Source organism: Paraburkholderia sp. 22098, from assembly GCF_052045935.1.
In the GTDB taxonomy this organism is placed as follows: Bacteria; Pseudomonadota; Gammaproteobacteria; order Burkholderiales; family Burkholderiaceae; genus Paraburkholderia; species Paraburkholderia caledonica.
This window is the reverse complement of sequence record NZ_JBQEPV010000014.1, coordinates 129,827-152,310: the sequence shown is the minus strand read 5'-3', so window position 1 is coordinate 152,310 and position 22,484 is coordinate 129,827. Positions and strand designations below refer to the sequence as shown.

The following is a 22,484-nucleotide window of genomic DNA, read 5'->3' as shown; positions in this document are numbered from 1 at the left end:
GACGTGGATCATCCCGGCGACGCTTGCGTGCGACAGCGTTTCGTCACGGTTGACTGACCGAGGTCAATTTCGTTGGATGCATGGAGCCGATACTGGACGCTAGGTAACCATCATGAGGAGAAAGTTCATGGCTCAGCTTATGAAAGCCGCTGTGGTTCACGAATTCGGTGCGCCCTTGCGCATCGAGGAAGTTCCCGTCCCGAAGCCCGAGCGCGGAAAGATTCTCGTCAATGTGAAGGCATCGGGCGTCTGTCATACGGACCTGCACGCCGCCGACGGCGACTGGCCGGTGAAGCCCGCACTGCCGTTCATTCCGGGCCACGAAGGCGTTGGGTACGTCGCGGCCGTCGGCGACGGCGTCACCCATTTCAAGGAAGGCGATCGCGTCGGCGTGCCATGGCTCTACACGGCGTGCGGTCACTGCGAGCATTGCCTGGGCGGATGGGAAACGTTGTGCCACGAGCAGCAGAACACCGGCTACTCCGTCAACGGTGCTTACGCCGAATATGTGCTGGCCGATCCGAACTATGTCGGACATTTGCCCGCGTCTGTCCCGTTCGAAGAAATCGCGCCCATTCTGTGTGCCGGCGTGACCGTGTACAAAGGCATTCGCGTGACGGATACGCGGCCCGGCCAATGGATCACGATCTCCGGAATCGGCGGACTCGGCCACGTCGCGGTTCAGTATGCGATCGCGATGGGCCTGCGCGTTGCGGCCGTCGACATCGCGGACGACAAACTGGCTCTCGCACGGGAGCTTGGCGCGGAGCTGACATTCAACGCTCTCGAGTGCGACCCCGCAGCCGCAATCCAGAAGGAAATAGGCGGCACGCACGGTGTGCTCGTGACCGCCGTCTCACGCAGCGCCTTTGCACAGGCGCTGGGCATGGTCCGCCGTGGCGGCACCGTGGCGCTGAACGGATTGCCGCCAGGCGACTTTCCACTGCCGATCTTTTCAACGGTGCTCAACGGCATTACTGTGCGCGGCTCGATTGTCGGCACCCGGAAGGACTTGCAGGAATCGCTCGACTTCGCCGCACAAGGTCGCGTGCGCGCGCGGATTCACCTCGACCGGCTGGACAACATCAATCACGTTCTCGCGGAACTGAAGAACGGTAAGGTAGACGGCCGCATCGTGCTGAAGCTCGACTGAGCGGCGCCAGTGGCGGGCGGCGCGAAGCTCCGTCCGGCCCTCACCCTGCCGCCCTCACCCTGCCGCCCTCACCCTGCCGCCCTCACCCTGCCGCCCTCACCCTGCATTAGCCAGCACGCACGGAAAGCGTGTTCGACATCTTGAGCCGGACCCAGTCCATCCCCTCGCTCAGACCCGCGAGTATCGCTTCGCGCTCGGTCGGAAAGATGCTGCTGTGCGTGAACTCGTGTTTGAATACGCCTTGCGGCGTGTGATGACTGATCTGGATCGCGCAGCCGAAGCCGCCCGCCGTACAGTGTGTAGTGGCAACAACGGACCAGTCGCCGTCGCCCACGTTGCCCGAAATCGTCATGAAACGCTCCCCGTTACTCGGAGTTCCGTGAACCGAACGGACCGGGACGCGTCAGCGGCACCGGTCCTGTGGTCAAGCGGGCAGAGGCGCATGTATGCCCCCGTCAAGTTGTCGACGACCGCATGCACACCCGCACTGCCCACGCAGCACCGCGCACGGCTACCGAGTCGACCTTACACGTCAGCGTGACTGCCGCGCGCTGTATGAATGACTCTAGACCCGGCTGAGGTAGCCCGATTGACGTGCGTCAAGCGAGCCGCATCGCAGGTTCACGTTTGACGGAGGACTGTACGGTTATCTGCTGCTCGCAGTTGGAATCCGCCGACGAGCTCGCCGTGATCTCGTGCGCCGGTGTAACCCGCTGCACGACGGCTGATCCAGATCAACCCGCGCACGGCCCGGCCTGACACAGTGATGACATGAATTCGTGCAGGAGACCACGACATGAGCGCACTGCCGCAGACGGCCGCCTGGTCCGTCGACGAACAGGAGCTGGACAGCACCGCGAGCATCCACGAAAAGCTGCGATTTGCGCTGCGCTATGCGGTGCTGGCGCCCTCCAACCACAACACGCAGCCGTGGCATTTCATCGTCGACGGCGACAGCGTGACGCTCTGCGCGGACCGGCGGCGGGCATTGCCGGTGGTCGATCCGTTCGACCGCGAGCTGATCATCAGTTGCGGCGCGGCGCTCTTTAACCTGCGCGTGGCGCTCAGCCACTTCGCGCTCGCTTACGCTATCACGCTGTTTCCCTCGCGTCTCGATCCAGACGTGCTGGCGCATGTGCAAATCGTTCCCGACGGCCGCTGCGACGCTACGCTGCCACCGCTGTTTCCGGCAATCCGCCAACGCGTCACGACACGCGAGATCTTCCCGGACGAGCCATTACCGTCAGGGCTCCTTCAACAACTCGTCGACGCCGCCGAGGCCGAGGGCGCCGATGCCGCCTGCGCTTTGGGCGCATCGCTGCGCGAGAAACTTGCCGAGCTCGTCGCCGATGCTGACCGCATCCAGTTCAACGACCCGCGCTTTCGCCGGGAACTGGCGAGCTGGATTCACCCTCGACGCCGCGATGACGGCATGCCTGCGCTGTCGCACGGCATGGCAGCGCTGCTTGATGTTGCCGCGCCGCTGCTTGCCTCGGTTGTTCGCACGTTCGATCTGGGCGGCGGACTCGCCGCCGCGCACCATGCGCTCGCCGCGGGGTCACCCCTTCTCGTCTGCCTTGGGACGTCGACGGACGAGGCGCCTGCGTGGCTCTCGGCCGGCCAGGCGCTCGAGCGGCTGTTGCTGGTCGCGGCGAACACCGGCATCACTGCGTCCTATCTTAATCAGCCAACCGAGATAAATACGCTGCGCGAGCAGCTGCGTGCCACGTTAAAAATGGACGCCGTACCGCAAGTCCTACTGCGCGTCGGACGTGGCCAGCCGGCGGCTCATTCACCGCGCCGACCGCTTGCCGAAAGCGTGTCCTGAAAGGCCGACGTCGGTCCGATGAGGCTGCTATGAAGCATTTTTTCAGACTTGGCACGACTACACCCAACCCGACGCAGGCGCGCCCCGTGCATGGCGAGCCGACACCGCGCATCGTCTTGCCCCCGCCCCAGTCGAGCGGCGGCATGCCCATCATGGATGCCTTCTCCAAACGGCGCACGACGCGACGCTTTGCGCCAACCGGGCTTGACGACGCAACGCTCGGACAGCTGCTGTGGGCCGCCAACGGCGTGAACCGGAAAGATCCTGAAGGAAACGACAGACGCACAGCGCCTTCTGTTCTTGCACTCCACGAAATCCAGATTTATGTTGCACTCGCACGCGGCATGTATCTCTACGATCCGCTACAGCATGGCCTCGATCTCGTGATCGCAGCCGATCTGCGGGCGTTGACCGGCTATCAGGATTTTGTCGGCGAGGCGCCCGTCGAACTGGTGTATGTCGCCGACCTCGCGCGCATGCAGGACATTGCCTCGTCTCAACGCGAGCCGTTTGCCTATGCAAGCGCTGGCGCCATTGTGCAAAACGTCTATCTATTTTGTGCCGCGGCTGGATTGGCGGTAGCGGCGAGAAGCTGGCTGAACCGAAGCACCTTGGGTGCCGAAATGCGCCTGTCGCGCGATAGCGTGCCTGTCCTCGCGCAGACCGTCGGCCACTTCGATGCAGCCGATTTGTGAGAGCCGCAATGAAGCGTCTGTTCGAGGTCGAGCGCGACGGCGATCGCAGGGTCGGTATGCGCAATCGACTAGCGGCCGTGCGGACCGCGCTCGCGGGTCAAAGCGCCGGCGGTGGCATGCATCGAATGAGTAGATAGACCGAAGGCGTGATCGCTCAAAGCGGCGCCTGACGCTCTGCATCTGCGGGTTCGCGAACCAGTAGAACGGGACAGGTCGTATGGCGAACGAAGCGCTCGGCAACGCTGCCAAGCACCATGCGCCGAAACCCGCGCCGTCCATGAGTGCCCATCACGACGAGGTCCGCGCCGCGCCGTTGCACGCAGCGCAGCAACGCGCTGGCAATATCTTCCGCGAAGCCTTGTGTCTCCACGATCTCGCTGTCGCCCACGACGTTCAGTTCTCGCATCTGGTGCAGCGCGTCGTGTAGCAGCGTAGTTCCGACCTGCCGTGCGGCGTCAGTCAGAAGATGCGGATCGCATGCTCCTGCGTAGGTGAAAGCCGCCGACTGATCCAGCACGTAGACGGCCGTCAATTTGCCGCGAGAGAGCTTCGTTAATTGAATCGCCTCGCTTAGCGCGTGCTTCGCTGCCTGGCTGCCGTCGAGCGCCACCACAACATTTGCGTACATAGCTGCCTCCTGAAAAACGTTGGTCCTGGCACCCGGAACCCGTATCGCAATTCAGGCGCGAGCAATACGGCGCCCCAGAAACCGCTCAGCCGCGTCGAAGGCTGCTCGCACCGCTTCATCCGGATCGTGGCTTTGCCGATGCTCAATGGGAACGAGTTCTCTCGTGCGCAGCACGAGGTCAAGGCGCGCATCGAACAGGCGTTGGTCTGAAACGTTTTCGGGCACGTCAAGGCGCACGCCCGGTACGCCGTACCCTGCACGCTCGCGGATGGCTTCCAGCGCCAGATGGCACCCCGAGATGCATCTGCCGAACCGCTCGAGGCGCACCAGTTGTGCGGCCGCCTCGGACTCGATCTGCGCAGACCCCGCAAAGCCGAGATAGACGATCTGCATATCGATTCCCATACCGCCTCCGCGCGAACTGTACTTTCTCTCGACCGCTGCGGCCGCGAAAGCCACGCGGATCGGTGAGTCGACGAGACCATCATGGGCGCGTATCCATGCCTGACGGTTGACCTGCGTCAACGAGGTATTGGGGCCGCGCCACCGTAGGCCCCGTTGATCCAGCGCAACGCGCATTTCCACTCCGCGGGTATGGTCTATACGTTCACGGTCATTACCTTGCGGGACCATCATGAAAAGATCCGACTATGCCGGCGTGAGCGCACTCACGCGTCAGGCTCGCGACGAAGCGATTGACTCTGGCCATTTCTATCTTGTCGGCGGCGGTATTGCGTCGCTCGCGGCAGCGGCGTTTCTGATCCGCGACGCCGATGTGCCAGGCTGCCGCATCACGATTCTCGAAGCACTCGGCGACGCGGGCGGCAGCCTCGACGGCGCGGGCACACCGCGGGACGGTTACGTCGTACGCGGCGGCCGCATGTTGGAAAGCAAGTACCTGTGCACGTATGATCTGTTCGACTCGATCCCCACCCTCGACGGCCGCAGCAGCGTGACGAAGGAAATCTTCGACTGGAACAGGACGATACGCACGTCGTCGAAAGCGCGGCTCGTGCGCGACGGCAAGCGCGAGGACGCACCCGCTTATGGCCTCGCCGAATCGCATCTGCTCACGCTAGGCCGCCTCTCGTTCGAACCGGAAGCGCTGCTTGGCGATAGCCGCATCTCGGATCACTTCGACGCTGATTTCTTCGACACCAACTTCTGGATCATGTGGTGCACGACGTTTGCCTTTCAGCCCTGGCACAGCGCCGCCGAGTTTCGCCGCTATCTGCTGAGGTTCGCGCACATGACGCCGGGCTTCAATCAGTTGCACGGCATCATGCGCACGGTCTACAACCAGTACGACTCGATGGTGCGGCCGCTGCGCAAATGGCTCGACGAACACGGCGTGGTGTTCCGCAACCACACACGTGTGGTGGACCTTCGATATGACGAAAGCGGCGAGCTGAACAGGGTTGCGGCCATCGTCTGCGAGCACGACAATTGTCGCGATGAAATTCCGCTTGGCGAACACGACAAAGTAATCGTTACGCTCGGCTCGATGACAGCGGGCTCGAGCCTGGGCGGCACGGACCGCCCAGCCGCATGTGCTGGCAACGACAGCAACGACGGCAACGACAGCAGCGGCGCATGGGCGCTCTGGAAAACCATCGCCGCCGGGCGCACCGAGTTCGGCCATCCTTCTGTTTTCGCCGATCACGTCGACGAATCCAGGTGGCTCTCCTTCACCGCGACGCTGCACGATCCTACGCTGTTCCGTCTCATTCGCGATCTGACCGGCAACGTGCCGGGCGAAGGCGGTCTGATCACGTTCCCGCAATCGAACTGGCTCGCGTCAATCGTGCTGCCGCATCAACCGCATTTCATCGGTCAGCCGAAAGACGTCCAGGTGCTGTGGGGTTACGGGCTTTTTGTCGACCGCCCGGGCAATTTCATCGCGAAGCCGATGGTCGAATGCACAGGCCGCGAAATCATGACGGAGTTGCTCGGCCATCTGAAGATCGAGGCGCAGGCCCAGCGTATTCTCGACGACGCGATCTGCATCCCCTGCGTGATGCCGTTTATTACCAGTCAGTTCCTGCGCCGCAAGCGCGGCGACCGGCCGCAAGTCGTACCCGAAGGTTGGGCGAACCTCGCGTTTGTCGGACAGTTCTGCGAGTTGCCGAACGACGTCGTGTTCACCGTCGAATATTCGGTCCGTTCCGCTCAGACCGCTGTCTACACGCTGCTCGGGTTGAACCGGACCGTTCCGGCTGTGTATAAAGGTCAACACGATCCGCGCGTGGTCTACGGCGCGGCTTCCGAGCTACGCCATCACTAACGGAACGATGCTGTGCGCCGGGCGGCTGTCGAGCCGATGACCCTCGACGAAGCACGCGCCTGCTCAAGAGAAACGCGATCGCCGCCGCGCTAGACGAGCCGGCGAATCAGCAAGCCCATTCGAGCGCGGTGTAATGCGCGAGGTGACGTTCCAATACGCCGACGAACAGTTCAAACGACGCCGTCGCCACGCCGCGTTGCATCTCGGCAGCCCGCACCTTGCATTGCGCGACCGGCGCCTTGCCTGCGAGCGAGTGCATTTCTTCGAAAGCGGCTTCGGCGCCGAGGCCGCCGAAAGTGCAGAAAAACCCGACGTGGCGAAACCTGGAGCGGTGCTGGAGCAGGTACGCGCGAACCGGCGCCGACACCGCTCCCGCCCAGACAGGCGTGCCCACGAGCACGAGGTCGTATTGTGAAGGATCGAGCCCCGCCGGGACGATCTCGGCCCGCCGCTTGCGCCACGAGTCGATAACACAGCGCAGATATCCCAACGCTCCGCGACGCTCGCTGAGGTCGCAGATTTCCTCGACGTCGGCGGACAGGACGCCCGCAAGCGCGGTAGCAAGCACGCGCGTGGTACCGGTACGTGAGAAAAAGACGATGAGAACGCGTGGCTTTGACATGACTCGCTCCTTTGATGGACAGCTCACTGGCGCGCACTCGTGCGCCATGCTTGTCCCGAGCATAGAGGGGGACGTACGGCTGCACATGACCCAGGTCAAACCATCCCGTGACCCGGGGCGCGTGTATCGCCATTGATCTGCATCAACGGGACAGACGCCATCGTTCCTAGACTCAAGCTCACCTGTCCCAGAGTCACGTTCACTCTCCCGGAGCCTCCGCCATGAGCTACAAGACCATCGTTGTTCACCTCGACACGAGCGCGAATGCCCATCCGCGGCTCGAGACCGCACTGTCTCTCGCGAAACATTTCGGCGCGCATCTGACCGGCGTATTCGCGCTGTTCTCGCCCGACCCGCGGTCGTTGTACGTGATGGCCGGTACCGCCGAGTACTACCGCGAGCACGCAGAGCGACGCGCGGAACGGCGCGAGGCGCTCCAGCGGTTATTCCATGCGGAACTGCGGCGTGCCGAAGTAGAAGGCGAATGGATCGCCGTGGACGAGTCCGCGAGCTTTGCGATGCCGCGACTTGGCCACTGTGCCGATCTCATCGTCGCCGGCCAGGACAATCCGGACGATGCCGAATCGTATGTCGGCGACTTCTTTCCGGAGAACCTGATTCTTTCGAGCGGCCGTCCGGTGCTGCTCGTGCCGTATGCGCGCAACGAGCGGACGACGGGCAGCCGGATCCTGGTGGCATGGGACGGCAGCCGCGAAGCCACGCGCGCCGTGCATGATGCCCTGCCGTTCATGCGCGCGGCGCAAAACACCACGATTCTCACTGTCAACGGCATGCAGGAAGACGGGAGCGCACGCATTCCCGGCGCGGATATCGCCACCGTGATCGCGCGGCACGGCGTGCGTGCCGATGTGCTCGACATCGAAACAGGTGCAGATGGCTCGATCGGCGAAGTGCTTCTCTCGCAGGTTGCCGACACAGGAGCCGACCTGCTGGTGATGGGCGGATACGGTCATGCACGCTGGCGCGAACTGGTGCTGGGCGGTGCGACGCGCACGATCCTCAAGTCGATGACCGTGCCCGTACTGATGTCGCACTGATCGGCAAGCATCCGCCGGTGCAGCTCGCGCGCACTAGCACGAATCCGGCGTATCGCGGACAATGAGAGCAACTATCAGCTTTGCGCGCGAATAGACTGCGGTCCCCCCCACGTGGACTGCGGACCCGCCCCTCAACCGAAGTGCCTGGCTCTGGCGCAGCATTGCGGCGGCGTGTTGCAGCGCAAGGATTCCTGTTCGCAATCATGTCAAGAGGCGCACATGCCCGTCAGCGGTAAGACGCCCACGCCGCACACTGCGGTGCCGCACGAGCGGTCGAACTGGTTTGCGGCGCGGCCCGCGCTCGCGGCAGCCGCCGTCTTCGTCGCGGCACTGGCAGTGATGCTGGCCGCGCGGCGCTGGCTCGATCCGGTGCTGTTCATCTGCGTCGCCGCGGCGCTGCTCGTCGCCACGAGTGCATTCATGCTTCTGCGCGCGCGCCGGGAAGCCTCTTTTGCGCGCAGCGAGGCAAGCGTTGCAATCAATCAGTCCGGTGTGAACGAAGCGCGCATGATGGCAATCATCCGTTCGTCGATGGAAGCGATCATCACCATCGACGAACAGCAGCGCATCGTGCTCTTCAATCCAATGGCAGAACAGGTTTTCGGCTGCACGGCAATGGAGGCGATCGGCGCATCGCTCGAACGCTTCATTCCGGAGCGGTTTCGCGCAGCGCACGCCCGGCATGTCGAACAGTTCGGCGTGACCGGCGTGTCCGACCGGCAAATGGGCCGGCAGCGCGTGCTGTCCGGCTTGCGCGCAAACGGCGAGGAATTCCCGATCGAGGCCTCCATCTCGCAGACTCGCGACGGCGGCGCGAGGCTCTACACCGTGATGCTGCGGGACGTCACCGAACGGGTCAGTGCCGAGCATGCCCAGCAGCGGGCGCGCGAGGAACTGCGCGAACTGTCCGCCAACCTGCAGAAGATCCGCGAAGACGAAAAGACGCGCATCGCACGCGAACTGCACGATGACCTCGGTCAGCAATTGACTGCGCTGAAAATGGACATTTCATCGGTCGAAGAGACGCTTGGCGGGTCAGCCAGCGAGCTGGTTCGCGACCATTTGCAGGGCATGCGCCGCCTGATCGACGCGACCGTGGCGTCGGTTCGCCGCATTGCCGCCGATCTGCGGCCGGTGATGCTCGATGACCTCGGACTGATCCCCGCAGTCGAGTGGCTCGCGAACGACTTCACGAACCGCTATGGCATCGACGTGGAGCGCGACATCGAAACCGGCGACGCCCGCTTCAGCCCCGCGGGCGCAACAGCCCTCTTCCGGATCGTGCAGGAGGCGCTGACGAACGTTGCGCGCCATGCCGACGCCACGCTCGTCACACTCAGCCTGCGCGCCGGCGACGAGGCATTCGTGCTGCGCATCGCCGATAACGGCCAGGGCGCGCATCGTGACGGCGAACTGGCGGGCAAGTCGTTTGGTCTGCTCGGCATTCGCGAACGCGCGCACATGCTCGGGGGCGCCGTCGACATTCAAACCTCACAAGGCAACGGCTTTGCGTTGAGCGTCACCATTCCAGCGGAGGCAGTGCAAATGCAGGAGCTGCAATCATGACCCGGGTCTTGCTCGCCGACGATCATGCACTCGTGCGCGATGGTCTACGTCATATCCTCAAGGGGGCCAGCGGCTTCGAAGTGGTGGGCGAAGCAAGTGACAGTGCGAGTACCATCGCGCTGATTCGCGCTTCCGCTGCAGACGTGCTGGTGCTCGATCTGTCGATGCCGGGCCGCAACGGCGTCGAGCTGATAAAACAGATCAAAGAGGAAAAGCCGGCGCTGCGTATCCTCGTGCTGACCATGCACGCCGAACAGCAATACGCAGTGCGCGCGTTCAAGGCGGGCGCGTCCGGCTATCTGACGAAAGAAAGCGCAAGCGCCGAGCTTGTGGCGGCGGTGACAAAGGTGGCCGCAGGCGGCGTCTACGTGAGCCTTGCGATGGCCGAGCGGTTCGCGCAGAGCCTGAACGAGCCCACCGATCTGTTGCCACATCAGCGCCTGTCAGATCGTGAGTTCGACGTCCTCAAGCGCATTGCTGCCGGTCAGACGATCACGGAAATCGCGGCGGAGCTGTGCGTGAGCGCCAAGACCGTCAGCACCTACAAGACGCGCATCCTCGAAAAGATGCAGATGCCGCACGAAGCCGCGCTGGTGCGTTATGCGATGCGTCACAAACTGGTCAGCGACGAAGAGGACGATATTTAAACGCCCCCACCGCCCCGCTGGCGGCCTGCGACGCATGCTGTAGGAATCGCCCTACAGCCCTTCTTCGTCGCCTACTCCAAGTTCGCTCCTCGCCGATTTTATTTTGAGATGGCGCGGCCGATACTTCGAGGCATGAACTCAGGCCTCAACCACCCCGCCCTGCGTGTCTTTCTCGTCGACGATGCATTCCCGGTACGGCGCCGTATGGCTGCGCTGTTCGGCTCACTCGAGGGCGTAGAAATTGTCGGTGAGGCCGAGGAGCCCGGTGCCGCATTCGCGGGCATCGAGGCCCGCGCAGCTCACCTTGTGGTGACGGAGTTGCATCTGAACGGCGGTAGCGGCATGGAATTGCTGGCCCTGCTCGCGCAACGCATGCCTCACGTCATCACGATGGTGTTGACGAACCGATCCGGCGCCTGGTTCCGGCGCGCGTGCCTGACGTGCGGCGCGCAATACTTTTTCGACAAGACTCGCGAATTCGAACTTGCGCGAAGCGCGATCCAGCGGATCGCCAGCGAACATCGTGCACGCACCCCTCTTCAATCTGGAGCAAATCATGTCTGACGTTGTCTCTTATCCGGTCAGCTCTCGCACATTCGTCCCGCTGCATGTTGCATCGACGCCGGAACAGGGACGTACCACGGACCGCGCGACGCGCAAGGACGCGATGCGCTGCTCGTCGTGTTCGATGCGTCCGATGTGCATGCCGCAAAGCCTGACGCCCGAGGAGTTGCAGAGAATCGAAGCGCTCATCTGTCCGTCACGCACTATCAGGCAGGGTGAGACGATCTTCCGCGCGAACGATCCGTTCGAGAGCATCTATGCAGTGCGGGCCGGGTCGTTCAAGACCGTCGTCATGCACCGCGACGGCCGGGAGCATGTGACGGGCTTTCATCTCGCCGGCGATTCCCTCGGGTTCGACGGCGTGTGCTCCGGTCACCATAGCTGCGATGCGGTAGCGCTCGAGGACAGCAAGGTCTGCATCATTCCGTTTCATCTGCTCGAGACGATGTGCCGCGAAGTGAAGGCCGTTCAGCAGCACGTGCACCGTATGATGGGCAGCGAGATCGTGCGTGAATCGTCGCAGATGATGCTGCTCGGCACGATGTCAGCGGAACAGCGTGTGGCCACGTTCCTGCTGAATCTGTCGGAGCGCCTGAGAAAGCGCGGCTATTCGCCGGCCGAGTTCCATCTGCGCATGACGCGCGAGGAAATTGGCAGCTATCTTGGGATCAAGCTCGAAACGGTGAGCCGGATGCTGTCGCGGTTCCAGCGCGACGGCTTACTCGATGCGCGCGGCAAGGACATCCGGATTCTCGATCACGACGGCCTCATTCGGGTTTGATGGCGAGCACCGCTGCGCCCGTCAGGCGGCCATCGCGCAGGTCGGCGAGTGCGCGATTTGCGTCCTCCAACGCATAAGTCGTGGTTTCAAGCGTGAGCCGCGCTTCACTCGCAATGCGCATGAAAGCCAGCCCGTCGTCGCGAGTCAGATTTGCGACCGAAACAAGGCGCCGTTCGCCCCATAGAAACGAATAGGGAAACGACGGAATGTCGCTCATGTGAATTCCGCCGCAAACTACTACGCCCCCTTTCACGACTGCGCGCAAAGCCTGTGGAACGAGCGCGCCGACCGGGGCGAACAGCAACGCCGCATCCAGTTCGTCGGGCGGCGCCTCGTTGCTGTCACCCGCCCACGCCGCACCCATCCGTAGTGCGAGTTGCTGCGCCGCCTGATCGCCGGGCCGCGTGAATGCATAGACCGTGCGCCGTTGATGACGCGCCACTTGAGCGACGATATGCGCCGCGGCACCGAAACCGTAAATACCGATGCGCAGTGCGTCGCCCGCCATGCTCAAGGTGCGGTAGCCGATGAGTCCTGCGCATAGCAGCGGCGCCGCCTCGATATCGGAGTACTGTACCGGCAGATGAAAGCAGTAGCGGCTGTCTGCGACTGTGCGTTGAGCGTAACCGCCGTCGATCGTATAGCCGGTGAAACGGGCCTCGTCGCAGAGATTTTCCCGCGCCGAAAGGCAGTAGCGGCAGTGGCGGCATGTGTAACCTACCCACGGCACGCCCACGCGATCTCCGACAGCGAAACCCGTCACGCCGGCACCCACTTCCGCCACCGTGCCGACGATCTCATGACCGGGAATAACGGGCCGCTTAGGACGAGCGATCTCGCGATCGACCAGGTGAAGATCGGTGCGGCACACGCCGCACGCGTGGATATCGATCAGCACTTCTCCAATACCGGGCGTAGGATCCGGCACATCCTCTTCGCATAGGATTGGTGAGTCACCATCGAAAACCATTGCGCGCATAGGAACTCCCTTTGGTCAGTACTGAACCTCTGTCGCCCCAAAACAATAGATTCGTGGGCTTCAGTCACAAAAGCGGAAGTAACCACTGTGTAAGAGCACGGCTTTGCGCCATTCCCGTTTAGCAGATTGATTGTCTGCTTGTTCGATGCGACGCCGATCAATTCAAACGCAGCGAGCAGATCTTCTTCGCGCAGTGAATCGGCTCTGAAGCCCAAATCTTCGCGACAGCCACCCGATTGTATGGCGTATGCGGTCTCATCGCAGTGTGCCTCTCATCAGCATAGGATCTACGCGCTGCCGGTCAAATTCACACGCCTTATGCCGGTTGATCGAGGTCAACGGCGCAGCAGCGGCGGACCTTACACTGGTCTCATTCCCATGAACAGAAGCGCGCGCCATGAACGCCATATCCCGTCGCTGCCGTCTCGCATGTGCCGCGTTTCTGCTGGTTGCTACAGCCGTTCAGGCCGAGCCGGAGCCGGCCGCGCTGGTGGATCAGCATCACTGCATGTTCTGCCATACACGTGACGCGCCCTTCCTCGCGCCGTCGTTCGAGCAGATCGCCGCTCGCTACCGCGACGTTCCAAACGCGCAATTCATGCTTGAGCACAAGCTGCGGTTAGGCGGCAAGGCGCATTGGGGCGACATGGCGATGCCGTTGCCAGCCGATCGTGGCGGGCCGATATCGGCAGAAGACGCACACACGCTGGTGCAATGGGTACTCAGTCAATAACCGCCCTGCGAAAACCACGGTTTCCGTAGTCCGGGTCAATTGACGGCAGCTACGTTCGGAGATTGTCATGCGCCTCACAGTTCATCTCGATACATTCAATTGCGTCCATCCGATGGCTTTTGCAATCCTCTGGCTCGATGAGGACACGCGGCGATGGTCGCGCGAGGGTCACCTCGGGCTGGAACTGCCGGAATGGGGTTCGTTGCACGTGGATTGCGGCAATACGCTCGTGTGCGGCCCCAACGACGCCACGCCGCTATGCGTTCTCGAAGGGTTGGAACTCAACGGTTGCGACGGTCCCTTTGAAGGCGAAACCGGGCGCGCGCAATGGTGCGCGAAGCGCGGCCGCGCGCTGATGACTGGGCACTGGCATGTCCAATGTATCGATCACGAGCAGGCGCCGCCCGAGCATGGCCTCTTCGCTGGTGGCGACGAAACTTGAACCGCGCGCGCGGTGACCGTTCGACAGGAGGCTGTCGGCATTTCTCAATTTGCGTAGTGCTATCGAACCGTGGGACCAAAGTCCTATTGGCTGCATTCACCGTATGGTTGATCGTTCAGGAGGAATTTGAGTCGAGACGTAGTTTCGGAACGGTGCCTGAGTTTCCAAGGGTCGGTACGTTCATCTTAGTCAGGCGAAAAGTGTGCCATCAGGACGACGTCAAGCCGGGTATGTCACGACGGTCGAGCGGAATCGATTCACCCCAGTATCGGAGCTGAAACCATGGCTGACGCAATTGTGGATGTCACGGAGCAGAAGCGTTTGAACGAACAGCGTGAAGCTCAGGTCCCGTGGAAAAAGTGGGGACCTTACCTGAGCGAACGGCAATGGGGGACGGTCAGGGAGGATTACAGCGACGACGGCAACGCATGGGACTATTTTTCGCACGACCAGGCGCGTTCACGCACGTACAGATGGGGCGAGGACGGACTCGGCGGACTGTGTGACGATCAGCAGCGGCTCTGCTTTGCGCTCGCGCTTTGGAACGGGCAAGATCCGATCCTGAAGGAGCGCCTGTTCGGTCTCACCAATAGCGAAGGCAATCATGGCGAGGACGTGAAAGAGTATTACTTCTACATCGACAGTACGCCCACGCACTCGTACATGAAGTATCTCTACAAATATCCGCAGAAGGAATATCCGTACCGCGACCTTGTCGAAACCAACCGCAAAAGATCGCGAACAGAAATGGAGTACGAACTGCTCGACACTGGCATCTTCGACGAAGACCGCTATTTCGACGTGTTCGTAGAGTACGCGAAGGCAGATCCGGAAGACATACTCGTACGGATTTCCGTGCACAACCGCGGACCGGATGCGGCACAGATCCGGATCTTGCCGACACTCTGGTTCCGCAACACCTGGTCGTGGGGCGGCGACGACCGGAAACCCTCGTTGACCGAAGCGGGGTCCGGCATTATCCGCGCCACCCATCATGAGCTAGGGCAGTACTGGCTATATTGCGATGGAGATTGCGAGGCTCTGTTCACCGAAAATGAAAGCAATGCTCAGCGTCTGTGGGGCGTGGCGAATTCGTCTCCTTACGTGAAGGACGCGTTTCACGACTACGTCGTCTCGCGAGCGGACGCGGTCAATCCCGCGAAAAGCGGCACGAAGGCAGCGGCTCACTATGCTGTCGAGGTGCCGGCCGGAGGCAGCAAGACGTTCCGGCTGCGGTTGATAGCAGCGCAAATGGAGAATGCGTTCGACGGCTTCGAGAAGGTGTTCGACAGCCGCATCGCCGAGGCCGACGAGTTCTACGAGCGCATTGCGCCAAAGACGCTGACGGAAGATCAGCGCCGTGTTCATCGGCAGGCGCTGGCCGGGATGTTATGGAGCAAGCAGTATTACTACTTCGACCTGGAAAAGTGGTTACGTGAGCATAAGAGCCATCCGTTGCTGGACTCGGCTCGACGCGACGTGCGCAACACTGACTGGTTCCACATGCTCAACGCGGACGTGATCTCCATGCCTGACAAGTGGGAGTATCCGTGGTACGCGGCTTGGGATCTGGCGTTTCACACGGTCTCGCTCGCGCTGGTAGATTTCGACTTCGCCAAAGAACAGCTGCTGTTGATGCTGCGGAATCTGTACTTCCACCCTAGCGGACAGATTCCTGCTTACGAGTGGAACTTCAGCGATGTAAATCCGCCGGTACATGCCGCTGCCACGCTCTGGCTCTACAAGTATGAAAAACAGTTGGGCCGTGCAGACCCCCGCTTCCTCGAGCGGTCGTTCCAGGCATTGATGCTCAATTTCAACTGGTGGGTCAATCGCAAAGATCCTTCCGGCCGGAACGTCTTTGCGGGCGGCTTCCTCGGGCTGGATAACATCGGCGTGTTCGATCGGAGCGCACAACTCCCGACGGGAGGCACACTGGAGCAGGCGGACGGAACCGCGTGGATGGCGTTCTATTGCCAGTGCATGTTGGAGATGGCCACCCTGCTGACGGAATACGATCCGCTCTATGAAGAGGTTGCTTTCAAGTTCGTCCAGCATTTCATGTGGATTTCGTATGCGATGGACCGCCGTGGCGTACATCACGACGAAATGTGGGACGAGGAAGACGGCTTCTTCTATGATCTGCTGCGCCTTCCGGACGGCCAGGCAACACGGCTGAAGGTGCGATCGATGGTAGGGCTGTTGCCGTTGTGCGCGTCGACGGTATTCGAAGGAGATGCGGTCGACCGGTATCCGAAGCTGATGGAGTTGATTGCCCAGTTTCGCGAACGCCATCCAGAGTTGATTGCGCAGGTCGCACCAACAGAAGCAGGTTTCATCGGTTACAAGAAAAGACGCCTGCTCGCCATTCTGAACAGGAAGAAACTCGAGCGCGTGCTCGGCTATCTCCTCGACGAAAACGAATTCCTTGGACCTCACGGCATCCGGTCGCTTTCGCGCTATCACGAGGACCACCCGTTCGTATTTCGTACTGGTGGCATCGACTACACGGTTCAGTACCTGCCGGCCGAGTCGAATACCGGCATGTTCGGCGGAAATTCCAATTGGCGCGGGCCCGTCTGGATGCCGGTCAATCTGCTCATCGTGCGGGCGCTCATTAATCTGTACAGTTTCTACGGCGACGAATTCAAGGTCGAATGTCCTACCGGTTCTGGCCAGCAGATGTCGCTGTTCGAAGTGGCCGAGGAAATTGTCCGCCGATTGTCGGGCACCTTCCTGCGCGGCGAAGATGGCAGACGGCCCGTCTACGGCGGAACGGAAAAATTCCAGAGCGATCCGCACTGGCGCGATCTGATCCTGTTTTACGAGTACTTCCACGGCGACAACGGAGCTGGTCTGGGGGCTAGTCATCAGACGGGCTGGACAGGATTGATTGCGCCGCTTTTAGACATATTTGGGCGAATCGACGCGAAATCTTTGCTGGAAACAGAACGCGCGTACCTGATGGCGAAAGTCGTCAAGGAGCAGGTTGCGGGTGTGGGACAAGACCAAAGGTGAAGTCGGCTACGACGTCTTTGAACTTGCTGCAATTGGCTCGATCGGTGGTCACTCCCGCGTGGACGTGAGTGGGTCGTGAGTTCGTTTGCTCCAGATCAAGCTGGGTTCGCCAACCTTGCTTTATTCATTGTTCATTGGGACATGCCGGCCGGAGTCACGAAATGGGATTTCTCCATGAATTGTTCAGGCGTCAGCAGGCGCATACGATTCCGGATGCGAGGACCAGCGAAGCGGTTGCTCGTGTTCTTTCGATGAACCCTGGACTAAAGTATGCGCGTCACTATGAGGCGAAGCTCACACACGCGGTGACTCTGTCATTGCGCTATGCGGACGATCTTGTCGGTTCGCTGCCGCCGCCGCACGATGCCAACGCCGACGCATGGTCGCGCGATCCGGCAATCCGCGCCTTCTTTGCGACGCGCGACGATCTGGCTGAAGCCTTTAGCCGGTCGGAAACCTTGCGTGCTTATTTCGATCGACAGACCAATTTAACCGAAGCATACGCCGTCCTCGGGATGGCAATGACCGAGCGGCACACATTGGGCGTCACCATGGAAGGAGACTCCGTTCGTCATGACGTGCCGCAAACTACGCTGTGCTTCAGCGATCATCGCATTAGAATCTGCGGCAATTCTGACGTGTCGTTGCGTGCGGAGATTGCGCACCGCATGATCGATCAACTGGCGTTGGAAGGCCTTGCAGGTCTCGCCACGAGGCAACGTGATCTGGCGACGCAATCGCGAGCATTGATCGAGCAGCGAGTCGCGCTGTTGGAACGGCAAGGCACGGGTCTGCGGGCGGTCGTCGGCGCGCCCTTCAGTACCGACTCCGGTACCGACTCAGGTACCGACTTCGCCGAGCTGGATCGACTTCAAGAGCAGATCGACGAGCATACGAAGACACTTGCCAGCCTCAGGGTGCCCGGGACGCAGGCCGAGCTCGAGCTGGAGTGCGTATGCAATGTATTGTCGAAACCGTCCGATCACCTTTATGTGCAGAGCAAACGCGTTCGTCTCGACATGATGAATGTGATCCAACCTCGAGAGGGCGAGACGGACCGGGAAATCGAGTTCCACTTCGCGCGCATTCCAGGTAATCCCGCCATAGTGCGGGCATTTGTGCTTGTACGGTTCCCGCGTCGCGAGCTGCTGCCGGGCGGATTGCACATCGATGCGGCGACACGGGCGATATGAGGCCGTAGCCAGGGCATCCAGAGCAATCGCTATCGGGAGAAACACAAGAAGTACATCCGTTAGCATGGCGGGTCTTCTCCTTCCTCGGACCCGTAACAGAATCCCGCCAACCGCCGGCTTGTTAGAACACCAAACCGAATAGTCTTTTCAGTAACTCCTCAAGAGACATCATGGTGAGCGCTAACGGCACGATGGGCACAAGAACGGCGGCGGCGAGCCGTAGGATTGCGTCCTTCGTGATGGGCGCAATTCGCATGGTTTTGACGACTTCAAAGCTGTTCGCAAGATCAGCCAGCGACTGGATATCTGCGCTGCCGACCAGCGGTTCGTTCTGCGACCCGCCATTTCGCAGCCATTTTTCATCGAATTCGCGCACGTAGCGCTGGGCCAGAGAGCCATATTCGCCCAGCCCTGTGCGTTTAGCACTCGCGAGTTGGGGGGCAAAAACCAGCAGCGGTCCGAAGACTATGCAGAGGAGAAACAGAACCATCGCCCCAGTCTCTACCTTGAACTCGGTGAGCGCTGCGCCCGTAAACAGGATTCGATTTGCGAATTGCGCTGCCAACATGGCACCGTGCGCTACCAGCAGGACGGTAAACGCATAGACCGTGTTTGCGAGGAAGCCGAGCCCCCCGACCCGATCGGGGTGGGTCGGGACAAGGCTGAGCTTGATACGTGAGACCTGCCAGAGAAACCGGGTCCAGACGAACAACCGGAAATACCAGCGAAGCAGCAGAAACTGGAAGATTGGAAGGCTCACGTAGCCGTACCACATTCCGGCGAGCGATAACTTGAGATCGTCCTGCGAGGCCGTCGCATACCAGGTACTTGCGTGGAGTGCGGTGTAGTGACGCCAGATGACAAGAACGCCGACGCCATAGACGAATGCAAGCATCAGTACCTCGGCAAGCACGGAATTGCGCAGGCGGGATGCGGACCTGATTGCCTCATCGAACCGTGCTGACGACGCTTCTGGAATCGTTTTTCGGTCAATGAATGCTCGTGCAATGGGGCGGAGCCTCCGATGCACGACAAGCTCGGCGAGTATCAATAGCGGTACTGCGACAAGGAGCCTGATATGAACTTCGAAGTCGTACAGGAACGGCACGGCGATAGTCCGGTCCAGCAGATGCCCTTCAAGCGCGGCAAGCGCAGCGAGAGGCACCCAGGTCAGCAGCGCGATGACGGCGATGCGCTGGCGTATCAGAGCCAGCGTATCGTTGGCCATGTGCGCGCGACACAGAAGCTGGAAGAACGGACCTCCAAGGACTACGGAAAAATCATCACTATCCTTGAGTATCTCTTCGGCGGACGGTGCGGCAGTGACTGTCGCACGCTGATGTATGTCCAGATTGCGAGACATTTTCACTTCCTCCCAGGTCGCTCGCGAGCCGACCATGTCGACGGGTGGCATAAGACCCGTCGTCGCATACCGGTAGCCGGAGCCCTATTGTCGGGAGAACCCGCTTTGAGCGCGCATACGTGAATTACCGTAGCAAGGACGACGAGTTCATGAAAGAAGAGTAGAAGTAACCTGAGAACCGGGATTGATCTGGGTCATGACGCCACCTTTCTCGCCGGCGAAGAAAGACGTGTTGACCATGATTTTTCAGGCCCGGCTGTCGCGCTCAAAGGCGTTAGAAGCGATGCCGCAAGCCGACGGTTGCCTCGATCGAAATGCTAACGATTCTAATTTGAAAGGTCACCGACCCGTTTCCGCCCGAGTCGGCTCGGAGTCGTTAGCCGCCGAGCGTAATGATTGCCATCGTAAGGAGAATGCCAACCGCGATCATGGCAATACCTGCCTTCATTGGCCCTGCACCGGTATAGCGCCCCAGCGCAAAGCCGGCGATGAAAAGCATCCCGAGAGTGAGCACGCGCGAGGCGATCAGTGCCGTTGTGACATCCCTCACGACGAGAAACGGCACCGCAACGGGAAACGTACCCAGGACCACAAGCAGAAAAATGCCTAGCGCGCCGACGAAGTCACCACGCACAAAACCGGCTCGGGGTGGCAGCGTCGATGCGGTCGCGAGGCGCGCGCGGATCGGCTCGAGGTCGGCATCTTCGACGAGCCGCCCCAGCTTCTCGGGCAATGCTTCGCGCAACAACCGCAAGGCTACCGCCGGGTCCTGCTCCCGCTGTACGGTCTGCGCGAGTTTCAGGCGCTGCCCTCGATCGGCGAGCGTGCGTACGAGGTACATCACAGCGTCGGCGAGGCCCCACGCCAGATTGCATCCGAGCGCGGCAAAGAACATCCTGTACCCTTCATCTTCGCGTGCAGTCACTGCCTTGACGGCGCCGACGAATGTCAGGGCCATGAACAGGCCAAAACATATTTCACAGACACGATCAACGGTATTAAGAATCGGTTCACGCCGTTCGGGTTCGGCATGTCCGTCCGGCACGATAGTACTCATATGGCCTCGACCGGAGATAGTCAACGTGACGTTTCGTAGCTGCCAACATGCGATGCTGATATGAGCAGTATATGAAAGAGACGGCAGTTCGGAACTTGTTTTCGCAGGCGTGAGACCGGCGAGTACCGCGAGTACCGGGACAAGCGCGAGCATTCCGACGTCAGCGGCATGCGGCTGCAGACCGGCAGCGACGTGAGCATGCCTCCGTCAGCTCAAAGCTGCGATTCGATGGGCAGCAGACCCATGAACCACACACCGGTGCGGCGCAGGACGGTGGTGTCCGGCTCTGTGTGCAGTTCCCTCACCGTCCCGTCCGCAGCGGTATCGATCCAGACGATTTTGCGACTGCCGTTTGCGTCGGTACGCAGTACGAGCTGCCACGCGATCTGATTCAGCCGCGGTTCGACGTAGCCGATCACCTGGTTCGCGATCACCGCGCTGTCGCACAACACGCCGATCTCAGTGTTGAGGTGGACCGAGCGCGGGTCGAGATTCATCGAGCCGATGAACACCCGTTCACGGTCGAATACGAACGTCTTCGCATGCAGCGATGCTTTCGACGAACCGAAGAACTGCTTCTTGTTCGCCGCGTCTACGCCTGCTGCAACGGGCTTGAATTCATAGAGCTGCACGCCCGCGGCGAGCAGGTCTTCGCGGTAGCGCCGATATCCCGCATGAACGGCGGCGACATCGGTTGCCGCCAGCGAGTTGGTCAGCACCGTCACGCGCACGCCATTTTCAGTCAACTCACGCAGCCAGGCCACGCCATTTTTTCCAGGTACAAAGTACGGGGAGATGATCAGCAGTTCGCGACTCGGATGAAGGTCCTGCGCTCTGAGAGCGGTCAACAAGCGGCCTTGCGACTCTTCAGGGGCGCGCGTGACTTTCGACGGGTCATCGTAGAGCAGCGTGGCTTTGCCCCAGCTATACTCGGCGGCGCCCTTCTCGATGACTTGAGCCAGCCGCTGTCTCGCGTGCGCGACATAGGGTGAGGCCTGTTCCGAAGCGACGTAGCGGTCCAGTTCGGCGCGATACGCCGCGAGTTTTTCGGGGTCTGCGGGGGTGCCCATCAGTCGGTCGATCGGATAGGCCGCATCGGAATTCCAGAACGTGTCGAAGGAGTTCGAGACATCCTGGACGATCGGCCCATGCATCAACACGTCGAGATCCCCGAATGACACTGCACTCGACGCACCGAAATATTCGTCGCCGACATTTCGGCCGCCCAGAATCGTAGCCCGGTTATCGGCGATCAGTGCCTTGTTGTGCATGCGGCGGTTCACGCGCGAGAAGTCGAGTGCAGCCGAAATCTTCTTGAACCGGCGGCTCGCCACGGGGTTGAAGAGCCGAATAGAAATGCTGGGGTGGGCGCTCAATGCGAGCAACGCCTGGTCGTCGGCGTTCGTGCCGAGATCGTCGAGCAGTACCCGCACCCTGACGCCGCGGTCCGCCGCCTTCAGCACGGCCAACGCAAGAGCGCGCCCCGTCAGGTCGCTGTGCCAGATGTAGTACTCGAGGTCGAGTGTTTTCTCAGCCTTTTCGGTAAGGATCACCCGCGCGAGGAGCGCGTTGACGGAATCGGGTAGCAAGTGGAACGCGCTCTCGCCAGGATGTCCGTGCTCGCCGGACGCGAAGTGCTCGGCAAGCGGCGTCGCTTGTGTATCTTGCGCCGCATAGGTCGGCGTGCGTCCGACTTGTGGGGGCAGACTGGCGCACGCGGCCAGCATGACAATCAGAACGGCTGCGGCAAGATTTCGAAGTCTGGCCATAATCGAGCTCTCTTCGCTTGCTGGACCGCTTGCAGGATCCGCCTGCCGACGCGCCTGTGCCGGCTTTGCGCACCAATGGGCCACAATGGGCCAGCGCGGCCACG

21 protein-coding genes are annotated in these 22,484 nt (G+C 61.2%); 13 read left to right on the top strand and 8 right to left on the bottom strand.

Going from position 1 to position 22,484, the window contains the following annotated elements:
- Positions 1-127 precede the first annotated feature (127 nt).
- Positions 128-1,153: an alcohol dehydrogenase AdhP gene (gene adhP, locus ACTJLB_RS25870; protein WP_087750400.1), complete on the top strand. Its 1,026-nt coding sequence runs from the start codon at positions 128-130 to the stop codon at positions 1,151-1,153.
- Between the two features lie 106 nt (positions 1,154-1,259).
- Here adhP and ACTJLB_RS25865 read toward each other — a convergent pair whose 3' ends face one another.
- On the bottom strand, positions 1,260-1,505 hold the full coding sequence (locus ACTJLB_RS25865; protein WP_204521374.1) for a UDP-glucose 4-epimerase: 246 nt from the start codon (positions 1,503-1,505) through the stop codon (positions 1,260-1,262).
- Positions 1,506-1,949: 444 nt separating this feature from the next.
- Between ACTJLB_RS25865 and ACTJLB_RS25860 the strand changes: the two genes are divergently transcribed.
- Complete coding sequence (locus ACTJLB_RS25860) at positions 1,950-2,981, top strand: Acg family FMN-binding oxidoreductase (protein ID WP_440784928.1); 1,032 nt, start codon at positions 1,950-1,952, stop codon at positions 2,979-2,981.
- Positions 2,982-3,010: 29 nt separating this feature from the next.
- Positions 3,011-3,676 (top strand): nitroreductase family protein, encoded by a 666-nt coding sequence (locus ACTJLB_RS25855; protein WP_440784927.1) that lies wholly within the window; start codon positions 3,011-3,013, stop codon positions 3,674-3,676.
- 154 nt (positions 3,677-3,830) lie between these two features.
- Here the strand turns inward: ACTJLB_RS25855 and ACTJLB_RS25850 are convergent, their stop codons facing one another.
- On the bottom strand, positions 3,831-4,304 hold the full coding sequence (locus tag ACTJLB_RS25850) for a universal stress protein (protein WP_440784926.1): 474 nt from the start codon (positions 4,302-4,304) through the stop codon (positions 3,831-3,833).
- A 51-nt stretch (positions 4,305-4,355) separates the two neighbouring features.
- Positions 4,356-4,709 (bottom strand): hypothetical protein, encoded by a 354-nt coding sequence (locus ACTJLB_RS25845; RefSeq protein WP_440784954.1) that lies wholly within the window; start codon positions 4,707-4,709, stop codon positions 4,356-4,358.
- Positions 4,710-4,938: 229 nt separating this feature from the next.
- Between ACTJLB_RS25845 and ACTJLB_RS25840 the strand changes: the two genes are divergently transcribed.
- Entirely contained in the window at positions 4,939-6,588 is a 1,650-nt protein-coding gene (locus ACTJLB_RS25840) for an oleate hydratase (RefSeq protein ID WP_440784924.1), read from the top strand.
- Positions 6,589-6,694: 106 nt separating this feature from the next.
- On the opposite strand, the gene ACTJLB_RS25835 is transcribed toward ACTJLB_RS25840, so the two are convergent.
- Entirely contained in the window at positions 6,695-7,210 is a 516-nt protein-coding gene (locus ACTJLB_RS25835; RefSeq protein ID WP_088176441.1) for a flavodoxin family protein, read from the bottom strand.
- Between the two features lie 221 nt (positions 7,211-7,431).
- Between ACTJLB_RS25835 and ACTJLB_RS25830 the strand changes: the two genes are divergently transcribed.
- The 5 genes from ACTJLB_RS25830 to fnr all read left to right on the top strand — a co-directional run bounded on the left by ACTJLB_RS25830 (position 7,432) and on the right by fnr (position 11,826).
- Positions 7,432-8,268 (top strand): universal stress protein, encoded by an 837-nt coding sequence (locus tag ACTJLB_RS25830; RefSeq protein WP_204521380.1) that lies wholly within the window; start codon positions 7,432-7,434, stop codon positions 8,266-8,268.
- Between the two features lie 219 nt (positions 8,269-8,487).
- On the top strand, positions 8,488-9,834 hold the full coding sequence (locus tag ACTJLB_RS25825) for a PAS domain-containing sensor histidine kinase (RefSeq protein WP_440784921.1): 1,347 nt from the start codon (positions 8,488-8,490) through the stop codon (positions 9,832-9,834).
- Positions 9,831-10,481, top strand: a complete 651-nt coding sequence (locus tag ACTJLB_RS25820) for a response regulator (RefSeq protein WP_114199222.1) — start codon at positions 9,831-9,833, stop codon at positions 10,479-10,481. The genes ACTJLB_RS25825 and ACTJLB_RS25820 overlap by 4 nt, the downstream gene beginning before the upstream one ends.
- Positions 10,482-10,613: 132 nt before the next feature.
- The gene (locus tag ACTJLB_RS25815; protein WP_392395065.1) at positions 10,614-11,045 is read left to right on the top strand and encodes a response regulator; all 432 of its coding nucleotides are present in this window, start codon (positions 10,614-10,616) and stop codon (positions 11,043-11,045) included.
- Entirely contained in the window at positions 11,038-11,826 is a 789-nt protein-coding gene (fnr, locus tag ACTJLB_RS25810; RefSeq protein WP_440784918.1) for a fumarate/nitrate reduction transcriptional regulator Fnr, read from the top strand. Before ACTJLB_RS25815 ends, fnr begins: the two co-directional genes overlap by 8 nt.
- Here the strand turns inward: fnr and ACTJLB_RS25805 are convergent.
- A complete protein-coding gene (locus tag ACTJLB_RS25805; protein ID WP_440784916.1) occupies positions 11,813-12,805 on the bottom strand; it encodes a zinc-dependent alcohol dehydrogenase family protein in 993 nt (330 codons plus the stop codon). The two genes, fnr and ACTJLB_RS25805, sit on opposite strands and share 14 nt — an antisense overlap.
- 397 nt (positions 12,806-13,202) lie before the next feature.
- Between ACTJLB_RS25805 and ACTJLB_RS25800 the strand changes: the two genes are divergently transcribed.
- The 4 genes from ACTJLB_RS25800 (at position 13,203) to ACTJLB_RS25785 (ending at position 18,191) form a co-directional block, all read left to right on the top strand.
- A complete protein-coding gene (locus ACTJLB_RS25800) occupies positions 13,203-13,538 on the top strand; it encodes a c-type cytochrome (RefSeq protein WP_179214059.1) in 336 nt (111 codons plus the stop codon).
- 67 nt (positions 13,539-13,605) lie between these two features.
- The gene (locus tag ACTJLB_RS25795) at positions 13,606-13,980 is read left to right on the top strand and encodes a DUF3564 domain-containing protein (RefSeq protein WP_310066942.1); all 375 of its coding nucleotides are present in this window, start codon (positions 13,606-13,608) and stop codon (positions 13,978-13,980) included.
- Positions 13,981-14,262: 282 nt separating this feature from the next.
- Positions 14,263-16,998 (top strand): MGH1-like glycoside hydrolase domain-containing protein, encoded by a 2,736-nt coding sequence (locus ACTJLB_RS25790; RefSeq protein ID WP_440784914.1) that lies wholly within the window; start codon positions 14,263-14,265, stop codon positions 16,996-16,998.
- Positions 16,999-17,159: 161 nt separating this feature from the next.
- Complete coding sequence (locus tag ACTJLB_RS25785; RefSeq protein WP_440784913.1) at positions 17,160-18,191, top strand: hypothetical protein; 1,032 nt, start codon at positions 17,160-17,162, stop codon at positions 18,189-18,191.
- 121 nt (positions 18,192-18,312) lie between these two features.
- Here ACTJLB_RS25785 and ACTJLB_RS25780 read toward each other — a convergent pair whose 3' ends face one another.
- The 3 genes from ACTJLB_RS25780 to ACTJLB_RS25770 form a co-directional block, all read right to left on the bottom strand.
- The gene (locus ACTJLB_RS25780) at positions 18,313-19,554 is read right to left on the bottom strand and encodes a hypothetical protein (protein ID WP_440784912.1); all 1,242 of its coding nucleotides are present in this window, start codon (positions 19,552-19,554) and stop codon (positions 18,313-18,315) included.
- A 376-nt stretch (positions 19,555-19,930) separates the two neighbouring features.
- Positions 19,931-20,611, bottom strand: a complete 681-nt coding sequence (locus ACTJLB_RS25775) for a hypothetical protein (RefSeq protein ID WP_392395060.1) — start codon at positions 20,609-20,611, stop codon at positions 19,931-19,933.
- A gap of 212 nt (positions 20,612-20,823) precedes the next feature.
- A complete protein-coding gene (locus ACTJLB_RS25770; protein ID WP_440784911.1) occupies positions 20,824-22,380 on the bottom strand; it encodes a phospholipase D-like domain-containing protein in 1,557 nt (518 codons plus the stop codon).
- Positions 22,381-22,484 lie beyond the last annotated feature (104 nt).

Bases quoted from the DNA above. Each gene is read 5' to 3' on its own strand.
- adhP (WP_087750400.1), top strand. From the start codon at position 128: ATGGCTCAGCTTATGAAAGCCGCTGTGGTTCACGAATTCGGTGCGCCC.
- ACTJLB_RS25865 (WP_204521374.1), bottom strand. From the start codon at position 1,505: ATGACGATTTCGGGCAACGTGGGCGACGGCGACTGGTCCGTTGTTGCC.
- ACTJLB_RS25860 (WP_440784928.1), top strand. From the start codon at position 1,950: ATGAGCGCACTGCCGCAGACGGCCGCCTGGTCCGTCGACGAACAGGAG.
- ACTJLB_RS25855 (WP_440784927.1), top strand. From the start codon at position 3,011: ATGAAGCATTTTTTCAGACTTGGCACGACTACACCCAACCCGACGCAG.
- ACTJLB_RS25850 (WP_440784926.1), bottom strand. From the start codon at position 4,304: ATGTACGCAAATGTTGTGGTGGCGCTCGACGGCAGCCAGGCAGCGAAG.
- ACTJLB_RS25845 (WP_440784954.1), bottom strand. From the start codon at position 4,709: ATGGGAATCGATATGCAGATCGTCTATCTCGGCTTTGCGGGGTCTGCG.
- ACTJLB_RS25840 (WP_440784924.1), top strand. From the start codon at position 4,939: ATGAAAAGATCCGACTATGCCGGCGTGAGCGCACTCACGCGTCAGGCT.
- ACTJLB_RS25835 (WP_088176441.1), bottom strand. From the start codon at position 7,210: ATGTCAAAGCCACGCGTTCTCATCGTCTTTTTCTCACGTACCGGTACC.
- ACTJLB_RS25830 (WP_204521380.1), top strand. From the start codon at position 7,432: ATGAGCTACAAGACCATCGTTGTTCACCTCGACACGAGCGCGAATGCC.
- ACTJLB_RS25825 (WP_440784921.1), top strand. From the start codon at position 8,488: ATGCCCGTCAGCGGTAAGACGCCCACGCCGCACACTGCGGTGCCGCAC.
- ACTJLB_RS25820 (WP_114199222.1), top strand. From the start codon at position 9,831: ATGACCCGGGTCTTGCTCGCCGACGATCATGCACTCGTGCGCGATGGT.
- ACTJLB_RS25815 (WP_392395065.1), top strand. From the start codon at position 10,614: ATGAACTCAGGCCTCAACCACCCCGCCCTGCGTGTCTTTCTCGTCGAC.
- fnr (WP_440784918.1), top strand. From the start codon at position 11,038: ATGTCTGACGTTGTCTCTTATCCGGTCAGCTCTCGCACATTCGTCCCG.
- ACTJLB_RS25805 (WP_440784916.1), bottom strand. From the start codon at position 12,805: ATGCGCGCAATGGTTTTCGATGGTGACTCACCAATCCTATGCGAAGAG.
- ACTJLB_RS25800 (WP_179214059.1), top strand. From the start codon at position 13,203: ATGAACGCCATATCCCGTCGCTGCCGTCTCGCATGTGCCGCGTTTCTG.
- ACTJLB_RS25795 (WP_310066942.1), top strand. From the start codon at position 13,606: ATGCGCCTCACAGTTCATCTCGATACATTCAATTGCGTCCATCCGATG.
- ACTJLB_RS25790 (WP_440784914.1), top strand. From the start codon at position 14,263: ATGGCTGACGCAATTGTGGATGTCACGGAGCAGAAGCGTTTGAACGAA.
- ACTJLB_RS25785 (WP_440784913.1), top strand. From the start codon at position 17,160: ATGGGATTTCTCCATGAATTGTTCAGGCGTCAGCAGGCGCATACGATT.
- ACTJLB_RS25780 (WP_440784912.1), bottom strand. From the start codon at position 19,554: ATGTCTCGCAATCTGGACATACATCAGCGTGCGACAGTCACTGCCGCA.
- ACTJLB_RS25775 (WP_392395060.1), bottom strand. From the start codon at position 20,611: ATGAGTACTATCGTGCCGGACGGACATGCCGAACCCGAACGGCGTGAA.
- ACTJLB_RS25770 (WP_440784911.1), bottom strand. From the start codon at position 22,380: ATGGCCAGACTTCGAAATCTTGCCGCAGCCGTTCTGATTGTCATGCTG.